Origin of the sequence: Pelagicoccus albus (assembly GCF_014230145.1) — a bacterium.
Lineage (GTDB): Bacteria > Verrucomicrobiota > Verrucomicrobiia > Opitutales > Opitutaceae > Pelagicoccus > Pelagicoccus albus.
In genome coordinates this window covers 474,365-491,138 of sequence record NZ_JACHVC010000013.1, presented here as the reverse complement: position 1 = coordinate 491,138, position 16,774 = coordinate 474,365, and the positions used below count along the sequence as shown (strand labels likewise).

The 16,774-nt window shown below is 52.7% G+C and carries 10 protein-coding genes and 1 tRNA gene; 5 read left to right on the top strand and 6 right to left on the bottom strand.

The annotated features are described in order from the left end of the window. Positions 1–117 precede the first annotated feature (117 nt). The 5 genes from H5P27_RS17355 to H5P27_RS17335 form a co-directional block, all read right to left on the bottom strand. Positions 118–2,886 carry a bifunctional aconitate hydratase 2/2-methylisocitrate dehydratase gene (locus tag H5P27_RS17355; RefSeq protein ID WP_185661688.1) on the bottom strand — a complete coding sequence of 923 codons (2,769 nt, stop codon included), beginning with the start codon at positions 2,884–2,886 and terminating at the stop codon, positions 118–120. Between the two features lie 215 nt (positions 2,887–3,101). Next, a complete protein-coding gene (locus H5P27_RS17350) occupies positions 3,102–4,043 on the bottom strand; it encodes an alpha/beta hydrolase (RefSeq protein WP_221774775.1) in 942 nt (313 codons plus the stop codon). 152 nt (positions 4,044–4,195) lie between these two features. After that, positions 4,196–4,717 carry a DUF6691 family protein gene (locus tag H5P27_RS17345; RefSeq protein ID WP_185661686.1) on the bottom strand — a complete coding sequence of 174 codons (522 nt, stop codon included), beginning with the start codon at positions 4,715–4,717 and terminating at the stop codon, positions 4,196–4,198. Next, a complete protein-coding gene (locus H5P27_RS17340; protein WP_185661685.1) occupies positions 4,717–5,313 on the bottom strand; it encodes a YeeE/YedE thiosulfate transporter family protein in 597 nt (198 codons plus the stop codon). The genes H5P27_RS17345 and H5P27_RS17340 overlap by 1 nt, the downstream gene beginning before the upstream one ends. Then, on the bottom strand, positions 5,310–6,728 hold the full coding sequence (locus H5P27_RS17335; RefSeq protein ID WP_185661684.1) for an MBL fold metallo-hydrolase: 1,419 nt from the start codon (positions 6,726–6,728) through the stop codon (positions 5,310–5,312). Before H5P27_RS17335 ends, H5P27_RS17340 begins: the two co-directional genes overlap by 4 nt. Positions 6,729–7,108: 380 nt before the next feature. Between H5P27_RS17335 and H5P27_RS17330 the strand changes: the two genes are divergently transcribed. After that, positions 7,109–11,929, top strand: a complete 4,821-nt coding sequence (locus tag H5P27_RS17330; RefSeq protein WP_185661683.1) for a hypothetical protein — start codon at positions 7,109–7,111, stop codon at positions 11,927–11,929. Positions 11,930–12,031: 102 nt separating this feature from the next. Further along, positions 12,032–12,670 carry a uracil phosphoribosyltransferase gene (upp, locus tag H5P27_RS17325; protein WP_185661682.1) on the top strand — a complete coding sequence of 213 codons (639 nt, stop codon included), beginning with the start codon at positions 12,032–12,034 and terminating at the stop codon, positions 12,668–12,670. A gap of 148 nt (positions 12,671–12,818) precedes the next feature. Here the strand turns inward: upp and H5P27_RS17320 are convergent. Beyond that, a tRNA-Val gene (locus tag H5P27_RS17320) sits at positions 12,819–12,895 on the bottom strand. A gap of 167 nt (positions 12,896–13,062) precedes the next feature. Here H5P27_RS17320 and recN point away from each other — a divergent pair. The 3 genes from recN to H5P27_RS20140 all read left to right on the top strand — a co-directional run bounded on the left by recN (position 13,063) and on the right by H5P27_RS20140 (position 16,736). After that, positions 13,063–14,724 carry a DNA repair protein RecN gene (recN, locus tag H5P27_RS17315; RefSeq protein WP_185661681.1) on the top strand — a complete coding sequence of 554 codons (1,662 nt, stop codon included), beginning with the start codon at positions 13,063–13,065 and terminating at the stop codon, positions 14,722–14,724. A gap of 3 nt (positions 14,725–14,727) precedes the next feature. Then, positions 14,728–15,534, top strand: a complete 807-nt coding sequence (locus H5P27_RS17310; RefSeq protein WP_185661680.1) for an SDR family NAD(P)-dependent oxidoreductase — start codon at positions 14,728–14,730, stop codon at positions 15,532–15,534. Between the two features lie 113 nt (positions 15,535–15,647). Next, positions 15,648–16,736, top strand: coding sequence for a glycosyltransferase (locus tag H5P27_RS20140; protein ID WP_221774774.1), 1,089 nt, complete (start codon positions 15,648–15,650; stop codon positions 16,734–16,736). Positions 16,737–16,774 lie beyond the last annotated feature (38 nt).

The window sequence follows — 16,774 nt, the reverse complement described above, 5'->3', positions numbered from 1 at the left end:
GGCCTCTCGAGAGGCTTGTTCCCTAATGAGAAATCTCTGGGGGCACTTGTCTTTTCGATTCAAAAAAAGGGTCCGAGAATTCTCTCGGACCCTTTGTGGAATTAAAGTGGTTTCGTACTAGCCAACCAGTCGCTCACGCGGTGGAGCGAACTTCGTCAGGTTGATTCCTTCTACCGCGGTTTTGTATTCTTCCATATTCGGGATTCTTCCAAGTATTGCGGAAAGCACTACGACTGGAGTGGAAGCCAATAGGGATTCACCTTTCTTGCGATCGGAGTCTTCAACTACGCGGCCTTGGAAGAGGCGGGTGGAGGTAGCCATTACGGTATCGCCCCTTGCCGCTTTCTCTTGGTTGCCCATACAGAGGTTACAGCCCGGACGCTCCAGGTACATCATGTTTTCGTATTCGGTACGAGCGGAGCCCTTGGGGGCATCGTCGTTGAATTCGAAGCCGGAATATTTCTGAAGGATGTTCCAGTCACCTTCTTCCTTGAGCTCGTCGATGATATTGTAAGTAGGCGCTGCCACAACGAGAGGAGCATGGAATTCTACCTTGCCGCTCTCCTTCTCCAAGTTTTTGAGCATTTGAGCTACGATCTTAAGGTCGCCCTTATGTACCATGCAGGAACCGACGAAACCGAGGTCCACCTTCTTGTCTCCTCCGTAGTAGGATACTTCGCGGATGGTATCGTGAGTGTAACGCTTGGATACGTCTTCATTGTTGACGTCCGGGTCAGCGATCATCGGTTCGTCGATAATATCGAGGTCGACCACGAACTCGGCGAAGTACTTGGCGCTCTCATCAGGTGTGAGGGCAGGCTTCTCGCCGGAACGGATTTCAGCGATTCTCTGGTTTGCCTTGTCGATCAATCCTTGGAGGACTTGGGCGTCGTTATCCATGCCCTTTTCGATCATGATTTGGATACGGTTTTTAGCAATTTCGAGGGACTCGATCAAAGTCTCGTTTTCTGAGATACAAATCGAAGCCTTTGCCTTCATTTCCGCGGTCCAGTCCGTGAAGGTGAACGCTTGGTCGGCGGGTAGGGTGCCGATGTGTACCTCGATCACGCGGCCTTGGAAAACGTTGTCGCCGAATTTCTTGAGCATTTGGGCCTGTGTGGCGTGAACGACGTCGCGGAAGTCCATGTGATCCTTGAGGTCCCCCTTGAAGGTGACCTTGACGGATTCCGGTATCGGCATCGTTGCTTCGCCTGTGGCGAGTGCCAAAGCGACTGTTCCCGAGTCGGCTCCGAAGGCGACACCCTTCGACATGCGGGTGTGCGAGTCTCCACCGATGATGATGGCCCAATCGTCCACGGTGAGGTCATTCAGAACCTTGTGGATAACGTCCGTCATGGAGTGGTAAACGCCCTTCGGGTCACGTGCCGTGATAAGCCCGAAAGAGTTCATGAACTTCATCAAACGCGGGATATTAGCCTGAGCCTTTTTATCCCAAACGGAGGCGGTGTGACAGCCAGACTGGTATGCTCCGTCAACAGTAGGAGAGATGACGGTTGCTGCCATGGCTTCCAGTTCTTGGGAAGTCATGAGGCCAGTGGTGTCCTGCGATCCCACGATGTTGACCTTGACGCGAACGTCGGAACCAGCGTGCAGGACGGTGCCCTTGGTGGTGCCGACGGCGTTTTTATTGAAGATCTTTTCGACTGCGGTGAGCCCTTGGCCTGGATTCGAAACCTCCTTGGAAGGCGCGAAGACTGGAGTCGCTTCGACTCCAAGAGTGGAGGCGGCGAAGCTCTGCAGCTTCTTTCCAAATACGATGGCGTAGGATCCGCCAGCCTTGATGAACTCGACCTTTTGTGGAGTCAGCGCGGAGGAGATGTCGACTAGCTCTTTGTCCCCGTTGTACAGCTTCTTCTCCTTTGTGTTGATGGTGAGGACGGTGCCGGTTTCAACGGAGTAGGTTTGCTTGAGGATTGGGTCGCCCTTGTCGTCTAGGACAGGCTTGCCGTCAGCGTCGAATTCCTTGACCCAGTTTTTCAGGTCGATGCCGATACCACCCGTTACGCCAACTGTGGTGAGGAAGATGGGGGAAATCCCGTTCGTTCCCGCCACGATAGGGGCGATGTTTACGAACGGAACGTAGGGGCTCGCTTGCTTGCCGGTCCAGAGAGCGACGTTGTTCACCCCAGACATACGGGAGGAACCTACGCCCATGGTGCCTTTTTCGGCGATGAGCATCACGCTCTTGCCCGGATGGGCGGCTTGGAGTTCTTGGATCTCCTTTTGGGCAGCCTCGGAGATCATGCACTTGCCGTGCAACTCGCGGTCGGAGCGAGAGTGGGCTTGGTTGCCGGGAGAGAGCAGGTCGGTGGAGATATCGCCTTCCGCAGCGATGTAGGTCACCACGTCGATCTTCTCAGCTACGTCCGGAAGCTTTGTGAAAAATTCAGCTTTTGCGTAACTTTCGAGTATGTCGCTCGCGACTGGGTTTCCTTCGGCAAAGGCCGCTTTGAGGCGGTCGGTATCCGCTTCGTAAAGGAAAACTTGGGTTTTCAGCACGGCTGCTGCCTCTTGAGCAATCGCGGCGTCCTCACCGAGGGCTAGGTCGAGTAGGACCTCTACGGAAGGTCCGCCTTTCATGTGAGAAAGCAGCTCGAACGCGAAGGTCGGGGAGATTTCCTCTACCACTGATTCGCCGAGAATGATTTCTTTGAGGAACTTAGCCTTTTCTCCCGCCGCACTTGTGGTGCCTGGTAGGGTGTTGTAGATAAGGAACTTAAGGGAGTCATCTCTATCCGGATGTCCCTCCGTTTTTATCTGCCCGATGATTTCGGACAGCAATTCGCCGTCGTCGATTGGCTTGGGGCTCAAGCCTTGGGCTTTTCTCTCTTCAATTTCTTTTGTGTAGTCGGAATACAAGCTCATGTGCGCTGCGAAATTTGATGTCCTAATATTGATATTTCCAGCAGAAACTCTGCCTCTCCCTCTCCAGAATAGGAAAACACGGGATTTGGAAACCCTTTTTGCCAAATTACAGTCTGCGAGGGGTTCTGGCAAGGGCGAGGGACGCTCAGCCCAAGTTTCAATCTAGCCCGCTGGGTCGCTCCTTTTTAGAGAAATTAGGCTCAGCGGAAGCCCAATCACTGGAAAGCGATGCGAAGTGCGTGGGTGATCATGGAAACGCGTGCGGTCCCGTGGTCGTTTTCGGCGAATTCGTAGTAGTCCACCGGCATGCCCAACGACCGTAATTCTTCGGAGAGCTCCTTCAGGCTTACCCCTTTGGCCCGCTCGGCGAGTATCTTTGCTCTTTCAGAACTGCTCGCGATTCGGTTCTCCGGAAACTCTAGGGTGCCGATCCCGAGGGCGAGTTTCGGGAACGGTTCATCTGAACTGTGATTTTCAAGCCAAAGGTCCTTCTCTTTCAGAACGTATTGGCGATTCCACCACACTGAAGGGCTCGCGGCTATGTAGGTTTGGAAAGCGTCGGGCCGCGTGAACAGAGTGTGCAGAGTGAATAATCCTCCGTAGGAATGCCCGAAGAGCGTTTGTCGCTCCTTGTTGATGGCGAAGTCATTCTCGATGCGGGGTTTCAGTTCGTTTTCGATGAAGTCTAGAAAGCGGTCCGCTCCGCCTTGTTTTCGGCCCGATGGATCTCCGGTATTCGACAAGTCCTTTGCTGGAGGGGTGTAGTCCTCGGTTCGAGCTGCCATATCGAAAACCACATCACCTTGATAGCCGATACCGACCATCAGCGCTTGTTTGAGCCCTCCCGGTCGCGGCGTGTGTAGAGCGATTTCTAGCTGACTGGCCGCGAGCGGGTAGGAGGCGTTTCCATCAAGCATGTATAGCACGGGGTATCCCTCGGGTGGGGGAGGAGAGGAGGGCACAAAGACAAAGATCTGGTAGGTCCGCCCCGTGATCTTTGATGGAATCTCAATTCGCTGGGCCCTAATGGAGAGAGGTTGGTCTCGCCAAGTCGGATCCTCAACGAGGCCAGTGTCGCTCGAGAAACCTTGGGTCAGCGAAGTGGAAGCTAAAACGATTGTGAGGAAGGTTGTTCGGATGAGATTCGAAATGTGCATGTGGGAAGCAGAGCGTTCGTATGAGTTAGCCAATGTTGATTGCGTGAACGGTTCACGCAGGGACTTGACCGCTTCGCTTTTTGTTTCAAGGGAAACGTTTAATAACTCGAGTGGCGGAAAGCTCTCGGGTCGTCATTAACCCTGTCGAACGTTCAGCTTGGTAGCAACAAAACCACCGCAGTCAGTGCTACTGCGAACCCAAAAACCGAGAGGTGCTGCTTGGCTCCCGACTGAGGCACGAGTCGAACGGCCTTCGCGTTGTCTTTACTCAACTTTCCTACGAACCGTTTTGACAATAATGCGAAGAGGTAGGATCCGGCCAACATTCCAGCGATCAGGGAAAAGGCATCTCCGTTTAGTTGACCAATTGCGGCGGCTCCTGTCCCAGGGCAGTAGCCGGCTAGAGCGAGGCCCACGCCAAACAGCAGGCCTCCTCCGATGTTTTTCGGTAAATTCAGTTTCTTTACTGAAAGCTGCACAAGGCCCCTGCTACGAAGAAAACTTACGCCAACGATTCCTGTTATTACCGCGGTGAGCATTATTTTCATGACGGTAAAGTCCTGTAGCTGTAGTGCTCCAATCAGTATGTGGAAGTTTGCAACGCCACCTTTTTGTAAAAGAAAACCAAATACAAAACCGATGATTGCTGCTTTTGTTAGCTTTGCGAGATTCATTAGAATGAAGGGTAGATTAGTTTGGCGGTCATGACTCCTCCTGCGAAAAAGCTGATGAGTGAAACCCAAGAGGCTGCGCTGAGTTGTAGAGCTCCGCTTATTCCGTGACCACTGGTGCAGCCTCCGGCAGTTCGAGCCCCCACCGCTAAGAATATCCCTCCTAAGAATGCCCACAGGAATCTTTGTCCCGCTGAATCCTCGCCAAATATGTCCTGCCAGTAGGGAGGGATGGCTTGCCATTCCAAGGTTCCGCCGCTTGAGGCAGCAACGAGGCTGCCGATTACTACGGCTAGTATGAATACGACTCCGTAGTTGAATTTTGGAGGATTCTCACGGTAGTACGGCAATCCGCTCGTGGTTTTGGGAGCGATCGATTTTCCGACCATTCCTGCAAGTGTCGCGTACGATGAAGATGCTCCAATTGGCTTTTTCGCGACAAGCATACTCAGGCAAACTAAAATACCAATTAGGAATCCAACCAGGATCGGAGACCAGGAAGGCTCTCCGTACTCCATGGCTAGTTCAGAGCCTCTACCGCTCAGTGCACCCGCTGGCACGAGTAGGAGGAGAGTTAGCGAGACGATGCGGTTCTTCATGCTGGCTGTAGCTCTCGCTTCTCATCCTTTTCAACAGGCAGCTCAGATTGCTTCCACGCCACCCAACTGCCTGGTAAGCTTCCCACGTTTTCGAACCCGATTTTCTTCAATATGCTGGCTGCGATACTTGCTCGGAATCCGCTGGCGCAGTAGGTAACTACTGGCTCGTTAGGATCTAGAATGTTGAGTGCCTGCTCTTCGAGGTCTGGTAGAAAAATGTGCTTCGAACTTGGGATGTATCCATTTTTACGTTCTGATTCAGAACGAACGTCCAACACTTGGACCAAGCCTAGGTAATCTTTTAGCTCAGGAGCGGTGTAAGGGTCGTAGGTGCTAACTGCTTTGCCCTCCATGATCCATTCCATAATACCGCCGGAAAGGTATCCAACTACGTTGTAGTGTCCTGTTCTCAAAAGCAGGGCCCGTACCTTCTCCAAATCTGAGTCCTTTTCCAAAACAAGGATCAATGGCGTGTCGAATTCCAGTAGCCAACCAGACCAGACTGACAATTCCCCTTTGGCCTCGATGTTGAGGGAGCCTGGTATGTGTCCGCTAGCGAATGAGAGAGCGGATCGAGTATCCAGTATTTTGGCACCGTCGCAGGCTACCCTCTCGACCTCCGCGGGGTTTAGGGCGCGGACTGACTTTTGCTCGTATCTCTCTTTGGCGTCACTGGCGTTAAGCTTTTTGAGAGGTCGGTAATGATTTGGCTCTTCAGGCGCCGCTCCCAAGACCTCCTCAATGAAATCTTCCTTTTCGGTCAACTTAAAGTACGGGTTGTTGCCTTTCTCGTAGCCAATCGTGCTGAACATTCGGTCACCTATTTTAGGACCGCAGGCGGAACCCGCCCCATGACCTGGGTAGAGCATCACGCCGTCGGGAATGTTCGCGTAAATTCGGTGGATACTGTGATACAGGTTTTCGGCTAGGTCCTGAGTTTCTTCCTCGCCTAGCAAATCGGGACGGCCTACTGAATCAACGAATAGGGTATCGCCAGAGAATAGGGCGAATGGGGTGTCCTTAGAGCCTTCGTAAGCAAAGTAGCTCAGGTGTTCCGGCGTATGTCCTGGAGTGTGACGGGCGACAATTCTGAGGTTTCCCAACTTCGCCTCGTGGCCATCCACAATTTTTTCGTGGCGGAATTTGTATTCAGGATTTCCTTCTCCGCTCACGCGGACTGGGACTTCGCCACCCAGTTTTTTCTGCAACGCGAGGGAGCCGCTCATGAAGTCAGCGTGTATATGAGTTTCGTAGATCGCTTTTATTTCTAGGCCCATTTCCTGAGCCTTCTTTACGTAGATATCGCAGTCAGGTCTGGGATCAATAACGGCTGCGAATCCCTCTGAATCATCTCCGACAAGGTATGAGAGTTGGGCTATTCCGTCGGTGTATACAGGTTCGATTATCAGTGCCATAATGCTTTTCCTTCCAATTGAGTTTCTCACCGGATTTGCATCACCTGCGCCAAGGTCATTAACGGGCTTTTTCCCGATGCCGATATTGCCTGATGCAATTTCTCAGAGCCGAGCCAGTGCAGCTTGCAATCTGGTAAGGTTCCGCTGCGTGACGGGGATCTTTGGACGTATCGAATGTCTCACGGTCACTGACCGCTAGCTGACAAAGAGGGATTTCCAGATGGTTTTTATCCAGGATTTCCAGTTCGATAGTTGTAAGATCCGGCTGGGGACTGGCCCGTAGCAAAGGGAGATTTGTATGGCGCATGGGTCGTACGCTAAAGTGCGTACGTAAGGGGTATTTTGTTGAATGGTGACAAACTGCTTGGATCCTTTTAGGTATGTCGATCCCGTTTCGCCGGTTATGTTTTCAAACTATTTGGGTCCTTCTGGCTTCTCTTGGCCTCAGCATATCGGGCTTTTGGGATAATTTGGAGGGAGCTTACACTGTGGAGCGGCTGGACACGACTAGCCTTCCGTATATCGTCGTCTCGCCACAGAGCATGAATGCCGATGGGACGGTCGTTTTCACCTCGGGTGATCCATCAGCAGCCACTGTCTACATTTGGGAGGCAGGTGATGAGCAAGCGTACCCAGCTTTGTCGACGCCACCTGCGGGTTGGTATGAATCAGCCATGATCCGGGATGATGGGATTATCTATGGTAAACGAAAGACGCGAACCTATCCTCAGGATCCGTACAATTATGTGGATACGACCTATTACGACAGGATCGATAATCAGGCTGTAAGTGAAAAGTTGATTCGTACGGGGACGGGTGCCACGGGTACTGCTTACGCTCCATCTGGGGTTTCGGATGACAACAAGCTAGTATCAAACTCCGCCGATAATGTCGAATCGGGCGATGACACGCTTACCTTCTCGATCTACGATCAGTTTTGGAGCGAAACCCGTATACGAGCACCGAATACGGATTTGCCTACCACCAACGGCCAGACTTGGGTGTGGGTGAACGGGATCAGTAAGGACGGTAGGGTTTTTGGCACCTACCCTATTGAAAACATCGGTCCAGGAAACAATACATCCTTGCAGCGATTTTGGTGGGACGGTGCGTTTCATGCATTCGGCCCTGTCTATGAGTCAAACGACTACCGGAATAACTCCCAGACTTCAGCCTGGACGATGGACAGTTCAGGGAAAATTGCGGGTTATGGTTTTGTTTACACCCCAATTGAAGCTCGGGAAGCAGGTGCGACCGAGCCTCTGTATGAAGAATTCGATCCTCTCGCTGAGATCGAGCCGGGCGCTGATCGCGGTAGGGTTTTTGTTCTCAACGAGAAGGGTGACCTATTGACTAGCAATGCCCTCGTACGCGATGGGGTTTTTACTCCGATCCGCGATTTGATACCCGAGGACTTTGAGACTATCGAAGGGGGGATATTGAGTGGCCTATGGATGAACGATAACGGCCAAATCTTGATAAAGGACTACACTTGCTTGGGAGGCTGCCAATCGGTCTTATATCGATTGACTCCGAATGATCAGTCGTTGTCCATATCGATTCCCGAGGATAGTTATAAGATAGGTGATTTTTTTACCGCCACGATTGTTGTAACCTCCAGTAAAGAAGAGTCCGCTACGGTATCGTTTCTAGATAACAAAATTCTGGATACGCCGGATAGCGCGATACTCAAAATCGTTGAGGACGATACCAACAACCTATCGAGCACGTTTGTCCTATCTGAAGAAGATCCCTCGAAAACGTTTGAGGTCGAAATAGAAGTGGTGGGCTATGGGGTCGCTGAACTCAATTCAGAAGTCGAAGCCGTTTACGAGAGTGGAGTGGACGCCCTTGTGGCCAGCGAGGACGTCATCGTACCATCGATTGTCCTAAGTCTGAGAGCCCTGCCGCTGGAGGACGGAGAGTCGAGGGTGAATTACGAGTTGAACGAGGAGGGGATGCCCACTGATTCGAAGGGTAATATCGTCAGCCCCAGAATCGAAGTAACGGTCGAGAATCTGGCTGAAGCTCCAGTAAACGCGGTGCTTCAGGGGCTGGATCCGCGAGCCCGAGACAAGTCCTCCGTTTTGGGGCGTATCCAAAGTTTGGGCGACTTCCCAATCGAGCTAGGGGCAATCGCCAAGGGATCTCTGAAGACGCAAGAGATCGCTCTGGAACTGAACGAAGATGGGCGTTTCGAATTTGCCGCGGTAGCTACCGCATATTTCGTGGACAAGCCGGCTGTGCAATTTAATGCCGCTAAGACAGGGGCGCCGATAGCGGTGGGCGAACCTTACCCGGTAAAAGTCGAAATGGAATTCGTCCGGACCTCGACGATCACCAATCAAGGTCCCGAAACCTTTTTCGTAAGTCCTGGCGGCGAGATCAAGATAATCGCCACCGTCGAGAACCTTACCACTAACAGTACTCTGCATTTTAAAGGACTGGATGCCGAGAAACGTTTCAATGCTTTCGGCAGCAGGCTTACTAGCTCAGAAGCAAATGAATTGGAACCACCTCTCGTACACGACCATGAAGTGGATGCGGATAGCTCCGTAGTGCTCTCTGGCCTCGTCCAGACGGATCCTTTTGGAGCTCCGACAGGGACGGTTCGTTGGATTATTCCGGAGGACGCCTATTTGATCGACGACGCGACGAAAGAGCGAACGGATCTTGATCCAAAAGATTTTTTAGTGGAAACGGAAATCAAGGGTTGGTTGAGCGACGAGTACTCGCTTCGCATTGTGCAGGATTTCTCAAAGCCCTTGCCACCCGAGCTAACCAGTCTCGAATCCGTAGCCCTCTTCGCGGGCAACTTCACAAAAGGGACTCTGGTCGGCATGGCCAAATGGACTCACGATTCGTTTGATGCGATCGGCGGGTTGGGGCGTGTCGCCGGTACTGTATCCGCAGACCCCTCGCTCTTGTCAGACGCCCTCGGCAACGGATCGCGTTTCGTATGGGAATCAGCAGAATTGGCGCATTTGGGTTGGACGAGTATGTCGACTGCTCAAAAAGAGGCCTTCATCCTCGAAGTTTCCGACGAGACGTGGAGGCGTGCCCAGTTTTTGGCGACCGCCCCTTTTGATAAGGAAAGCTACTCTGCCGCAGTTGAATACACGAAAAAAGTGACGTATCCGCTTTTTGATGGTGTTTCGGAGGCCTACGCGTCGGACGACCCTGAGAGAATTGCCGAACTCTACGGAACCATAACGGGTAATGTAGCGATGGAGGTTATCACAGCCTATCTGCCTGACCCTAAGTTTACTCGCTACGTCGACGGCGCGGAACTGGCCAACTTGGCCAAAGCGGCTGATAACATCCGAGCGGCAAATACTCAGCAAAAAATACTGCGGAGCGTGCCGGCTGGTCCCGTTACGCGTCAGTTAGCTGTGGAAGGTTGGGGGATCGGAGGCAAGCATCTCGACGACGTACAAGCCGCTCTCAAAGAGCTCGGTATGATGGGCTACGCTCGGGAACGAGCTCCCCGTTCGATTGAGCTCTCCGAGGTGCTCGACGAGGCCGTGCTGAAACCCCAAGGGATGAAACCGAAAGGGTTCAGTGACCTTGATCGTCTGATGCTTGGAAACGACGTTCCTACCGTAAAAGGGAAGAATGGAGACGATCTCGACTTAGATGCGATCACCGCGGTGATATGGCCTCCGCCGGATGACTTGATTAAGGTACGTTTGCAAGCCGCTGGTAATAGCGATGACGTTATCTCCGCCGTCCTTTCCCGAGCGGATGCCCGTCGAAAGGAATACCAAAAGCGTTTCCCAGAGTTTAAGGATTACAAGGAGAACGGCATACCCATCGAGTTTGACTATAAGAGCAATGACTCGCTCCCGATCAATCCGAACAATCCACCTGGAGCGACTCGGAAATTCGACTACGAGACCATTGAAACCACTTCGGGTGCCCTGATTCATGTGCCGAAGATGGGCAACGCTTCCAATGAGCTGCGCTACATAACTGGCGACGTCGATTGGATACATTTTGCCTGGCTTGACGGGACCTCACTAGATTCTGCCACAGCGGCTAAACTCTACGAGTTGCTCGAGCGCTGCTGCGGCCTACAGCATGGGGAAACTGTGACGTGGGTCAATAAGGGGCAAGCTGTGTTTGAAGGGAAGGCTAGCCAGATCGGCGAGTACCTTACCGGCCCGAATCAAAAGGCTCTGTTGGAAGTAACAGGAAATTCGATACGAGCGGTGCGAGTCCGCCCAAACCTCACTCGTTTCGCCAAAGACGCTCGTAATCATCTGATCTTCTTCGACGGTGGTACAAAATCCATGTGGGAAGCCCTCAGCGCCATCGAACGAGAGAATATCTTCGCCATGCTATTCGAACGACTGCCACCGAAAAAGGTGGTGCTGCCCTTCCTGTGGTTTGCCAAGTCCGCCGATTTCGCCAGCGACACGACCATAAACGGACAAGAGTGGACTTATAGCGACGACCCAGACGCCATACTCGCCCGTCAGGCGGACGACGGTACGCTCGAACGATACGACGGTAAAACTTGGCTCCCTTGGGATTTCGAGAACGAAGTGAACGGCGAAACGGACCGTGTATCCACATTTTCAAGCAACAGTGAAGCGAATCTTGAGTCATCAGAGGGTGATCAACTGAAATTAACCCCAACTTTAGTGCTCGAGGAAGCGACTGATGCGGGATTAACTGAGCTTCCCGTCACTGACTATAGTAAGGAGTGGGCTGACGAACTTGAGGGGCACCTCGAAGCGTGGTTTGAAGTGGGGGATGTCGTCATAATCGCTCCAGGAACGACCCTGCAAGAGATCCGAAAAATCGTATCTCTCGAACCCTTCACTTTAGATAAACCCCTGAGTTTTTCCCATTATGAAGACACTGTTGTAGCCAAAGTGACTGAGTCTATCGCTACCGAAATCGTGACTGTATCCGATGTGTCAGCACGATTAGATTCCCCTGTGATGGTTGATGGTATTATCGCCTTTTCCTTCGAGTTGCCCAATGGAGCAAGCGTAGAATTTCAAACGAGCGTGGATCTTGAGAATTGGCAAACAGTGGAGGAAGCGTCCGTTATGGGTGGAGATTACCAAAATGGAATCGTATCCTCGGAATATCCTGGCGAGTTGATTTACGTCGCGCTCGATACGGTTCAGAATCCAAGTCGAAGCCTGTTTCTACGTTGGCGTATTCTTGTAGAATCAGACTCGAACTAGCGAATAGCCGGAATCGGTTGGCCGTGTGCTTGCTTGCATATCTGGAGCGTCACAGCTTTTCTCAGGCTGCCGAGACTGCGCGGCATATCGTTCAAACCGATCATGAAAAGATTCCCGACCCTCACGATTTCCAACCATCCGTTGATACAGCACAAGCTGGCTTACATCCGGGACAAGACTACGCCCAAAAAGGTTTTCAAGGAGCTAATGGATGAGGTCAGCACTTTGCTCGCATACGAGATCACCAAGAATCTGCCTGTTCGGGCGGTGCAGGTAGAAACGCCGCTGCAGACCACGACTTGTCATGTGATCGACGTAGATAAAGTTGTCTTGGTTCCTTTGCTACGGGCAGGTCTCGGATTGGTTGAGGGGGTGCTCAAGCTCATACCGAGTTGCGCGGTTTGTCATGTCGGCTTGTATCGGGACCACGAAACGCTTGAGCCCCAGACCTATTATTTTAAGCCCATGTCCTCGCCGGAAGAGCGGATGTTCATCATGGTTGACCCGATGCTCGCGACTGGGGGATCGGCTATTGCGTCGGCGGATTTGTTGAAGAAAAACGGAGCCAAGAATATCAAGTTCATGTGCTTGGTTGCCGCTCCAGAGGGAGTTGAAGCGTTTCAGCACGCCCATCCTGATGTTGAAATCTACGCGGCAGCCCTCGATGACGGTCTCAACGAGAGTGCCTATATTTTACCCGGTCTCGGCGACGCAGGCGATCGTCTTTTTGGCACTCAATAGAAGGTCCTTGGCGGCCTCCCGTTGAGCTTCGTCGTTCACGAGTGAAACGAGAAGGCCCGACGCTCGGCGAGTTCTCATCTCAGATCTGGCGGCGATTGCTTGTATTGGGACACAAAAATACCGAAGGCGTTTTGTCCTTCGGTTTCAATGGTGGGAGATCCGAGATTCGAACTCGGGACCTCTACCATGTCAAGGTAGCGCTCTAACCAACTGAGCTAATCCCCCGTCTCATTCTCTGGCTGCCTGAGATGTTCTCCGGAGCCGGAATTTGAAAAGGGGTGGAATGTGTGATTGATCGAAAGGGTGGGCAAGAACAAATTTAGCAAAATTTCAGGCGTGATTTTCGGGGGTAGGACAGCCAAATTCCGAGGTGTCGCGCTAGACTCCCGCCCATGCTGCAATTCTTGAAAATCTCTAATTTGGCTTTGTTGGAAGCCGCATCGATCGATTTCGAGGCGGGATTCACCGTGGTGACCGGTGAGACGGGAGCGGGCAAAAGTGTTTTGCTGGGTGCTCTAAGCCTCTTGTCGGGGGCGAGGACGGACAAGTCTGTGATTCGCTCAGGCACGGAACAGTGCGAGGTCGAAGCGGCTCTCTGGTTCGAGGATTCTGCCCTTGTCGATAGCCTTTTGGCTGAAATGGATTTGCCCAAGTGCGAGGAGGGGATGCTGGTCTTGAAACGCTCGTTGCACGTTTCTAAACCCTCCCGGATCTCGATCAATGGCAGTCTGGCGACACTTTCGAATTTGCAGGAGCTTGGCGGAGTTTGGATCGACTTTCATGGCCCGGGAGAACCCCAGAGGCTATTGAAAAGCGAATGCCAGCTCGACTTGATCGACCTATACGGGGGCTTGGAAGAGGAGGCCGCTGCTTACCGGGAAAGATATCGGGAGTGGAAATCCGTGTTGGGCCAAATCGACGAGCTCAAAGGAGCGTCTCAGCTGGCGCCTGACCAGATCGACTTCATTCAAAGCCAGCTTCGCAGGATTGACGATTTGGAGCTGTCTCGGGAGATGGTCGAGCAGCTGGAGCAAGACTACAACCGGGTATCCGGAGCTCAGGATCTGCTGGAGTTGACAGCCGAGTTGAGCGAAGGGCTCAGTGGGGACGAAGGGGCGCTCAACATCCTATCTCAGCTTTCCCGTTCGGCTGAACAGGCGGCGGAGCTCGATCCTACTCTGAGCGAATTGGCGGAGCGGCTCAATGGTTTGATCATCGAGACCCAAGAGCTGGGCAGCGAGTACGAACAGCTTGGCTCCTCACTTGACTTCGAACCGGAATTTGCCGCCGAAGTGACGCAGAAGATGAATGATTGGCAAGACTTGCGTCGAAAGTATGGCCGAGATGTCGAAGACGTGCTGGAGGCCCGGCAGGAGATGTCGGATCGCCTCGATTCTCAGGGAGACATTCAAGGAAGCCTGGAGCGTTTACATGCTGAGGCCGACAAGCTTGAGAGCGAGCTCAAGGGAGTGGCGGGGCGTTTGACTCAAAAGCGACTCACCGCTGGGAAGTCTCTTGCCAAGAAAGCGGAGAAAATGCTTTTGGAATTGGGCTTCAAGAAGGGGCGCTTCGGTATTCAGATGCTGGATCAAACGAGCCTGAAGGGGCACGGAGATAGTTTGCCCGATCTTTTGTTCTCTCCCAATGTGGGTGAGCCAACGAAGTCGCTCTCTGATGTGGCTTCGAGCGGCGAGCTGGCTCGCGTGATGTTGGCCTTGAAGACTATTCTGGCGGATGTGGATAGTGTGCCGGTTCTTGTATTCGACGAAGTTGACGCGAATGTGGGCGGAGAGATCGGACGTATCGTCGGACAAAAGCTGAAAGGGATTGGCGACAACCATCAGGTCATCTGTATCACGCACTTACCTCAAGTCGCTGCCCTTGGTCGTCAGCACTTCCTGGTGGAAAAGGACCAAAGCGGCAACCGCGCGGCAGTAAAGATCCGCAGGATGGATACGGACTCGGATCAACGCGTGGAGGAACTGGCTCGTATGCTAGGTGACCGGCAAGCGAAGTCGGCTTTGTCGCACGCCCGGGAGTTGCTCGAACTTTAGGAAATGGAGTTAGCAGGCAAAAGGGCTTTGGTTACGGGGGCGAGTCGCGGAGTCGGCCGAGCCATCTCCAAAGCCTTGGCCGCCGCCGGTGTCGAGGTTGTGGGTACCTCGAGAAACGCGGATCGGGTCGATTGGCCTGAGGGGGTCAGCGGCGTCACATTTGACTGTTCGACTGCATCGTCTGTCGAGAGCAGCTGGAGAGCTGCTGGATTTGACCAGAGTGGATTCGATATCGTGGTCAGCAATGCTGGCTCGGGGGCCTTTGGCTCGTTTCGAGATGAAGATTTCGAGAATTGGGAAGATCAGATTCAGCTTATGTTGCTGGGAGCGATGAAGGTATCGCAATTGGTCTTAAGTTCTTGGACCCCTGCGAATCCAGGCGTTTTGGTGCAGATCGGTTCGTTGGCGACAGAGTATCCCATCCCTTACATGAGTGGATACAATGCGGCCAAAGCGGGTTTGGCTGCCTTTTGCGAGTCGATCCGGCTGGAAACGGATCCGCGCATCGCCCGAGTGGTGGAGCTCCGGCTGGGAGATGTGGCGACTCGTTTCAATGACCACGTGAAAGGAGCTCCTAAGGATCCGCGCCAAAAGGATGCCTGGGAAGCGATGTGCCAGCATGTAGAGGAGGGACCGGAACCAGAAATTGTGGCGAAGCGTTTGCTTAAGGCCCTCTCGCGCGACCAAGTTGGCATTATAAGGACGGGTAGCTTTTTTCAGGCTATAGTTGGATCGCTTTTTGCTAGATTTTTGTCGTCATCCTTAAAAGCTAAGCTTAACTGCTACTATTATAGGATAAGTAATTACTGAAAGTGGAAGGGTTAAGGATACTAGTACTGACATCGAGCACCGGGGGAGGGCATGACGCTCGCGCAACCGCTTTTCGACGTTGGGTACGTGAGCTCTACGCTTGGAAAGTCGACGTGAGAGTCGAGAGTATGCTGGAAGACTCTTCGCATGTGGCCAAGTTCGGGGTAAACTTCTACAACTTTATCCAGCGTCACTTTCCTTGGCTGCACCATCCTTATTACCTTCTGGTGGAAGGCTTAAGCCTTTTGAACAAGAAGGGCGTGTCACTGGGCCATAGTTACTACACGGGAGTGCTGAAGAGTTACCGGCCGCATCTTGTATTCAGTGTTCACGATTGTCTCAACCGTGGATACTTCCAAGAGGCCCGCGAAATCCTGGGAAACAGCGTTCGCTGCGCGACCTATTGCTCCGAGTTTTCAGGAGGATATGGATACAGCCGAAACTGGGTGGAGCCAACGGTCGACTTGTACATTTCCCGAACGGAAACGGCTAAGGACTACGCGGTGAAAAAGCTTGGACTTGCCGAAGAGAAGATCGCGGTACGCGGCCAGTTTTTGATGCCTCGTATTTACAGGGAGGCGTTTACTCCGATCGAGCGGCATCGCTTCGTGACGGAGCGTCTCGGATTGCGGTCTGATCGGCGGATCGTGTTTCTGACCACCGGGGGAGCTGGAGCGAACAATCACATTGCCCTGCTGGAAGTTCTCAAACGCTACAAAGAGAAGTACCAAGCGGTGGTGGTTTGCGGGAGAAATCAGAAGGTCTTCCTAGAAGCGTCCAAATGGAAAGAGGAGAATCCTGATTTCAGCTGCAACATCACCGGCTATACGAATGAGATTCACCTCTACATGCAGGCGGCGGATTTCGTGGTGACTCGGGGAGGTACGACGACCTGCGCCGAGGCTCTGCATTTCGAATGCCCCATTGTATTCAATGGATTTGGCGGTGTAATGCCGCAGGAAAAGCTCACGGTTAAGTACTTCATGCAGGACAATGCTGCGGTGAAGATCAGCAAAGCGGAAGATTTTGATTCCTTGTTGGGAGAATGGTGTCGCTCGACCGAAAAGTTCACCGATTTGAAGCGTAGATTCTCCAAGATGAGATTTCAGGACGATCCGAGAGATACGATTCGCATGCTGGTGGACTTGGCCCAAAGAGCCGCCTCTGAAAGCGATGTGCCTCCTTTAAAGGTTGTCGGCTAGTCGGTCAGGCCTAGCGTGGCGGCCTGTTCGAATTTCTA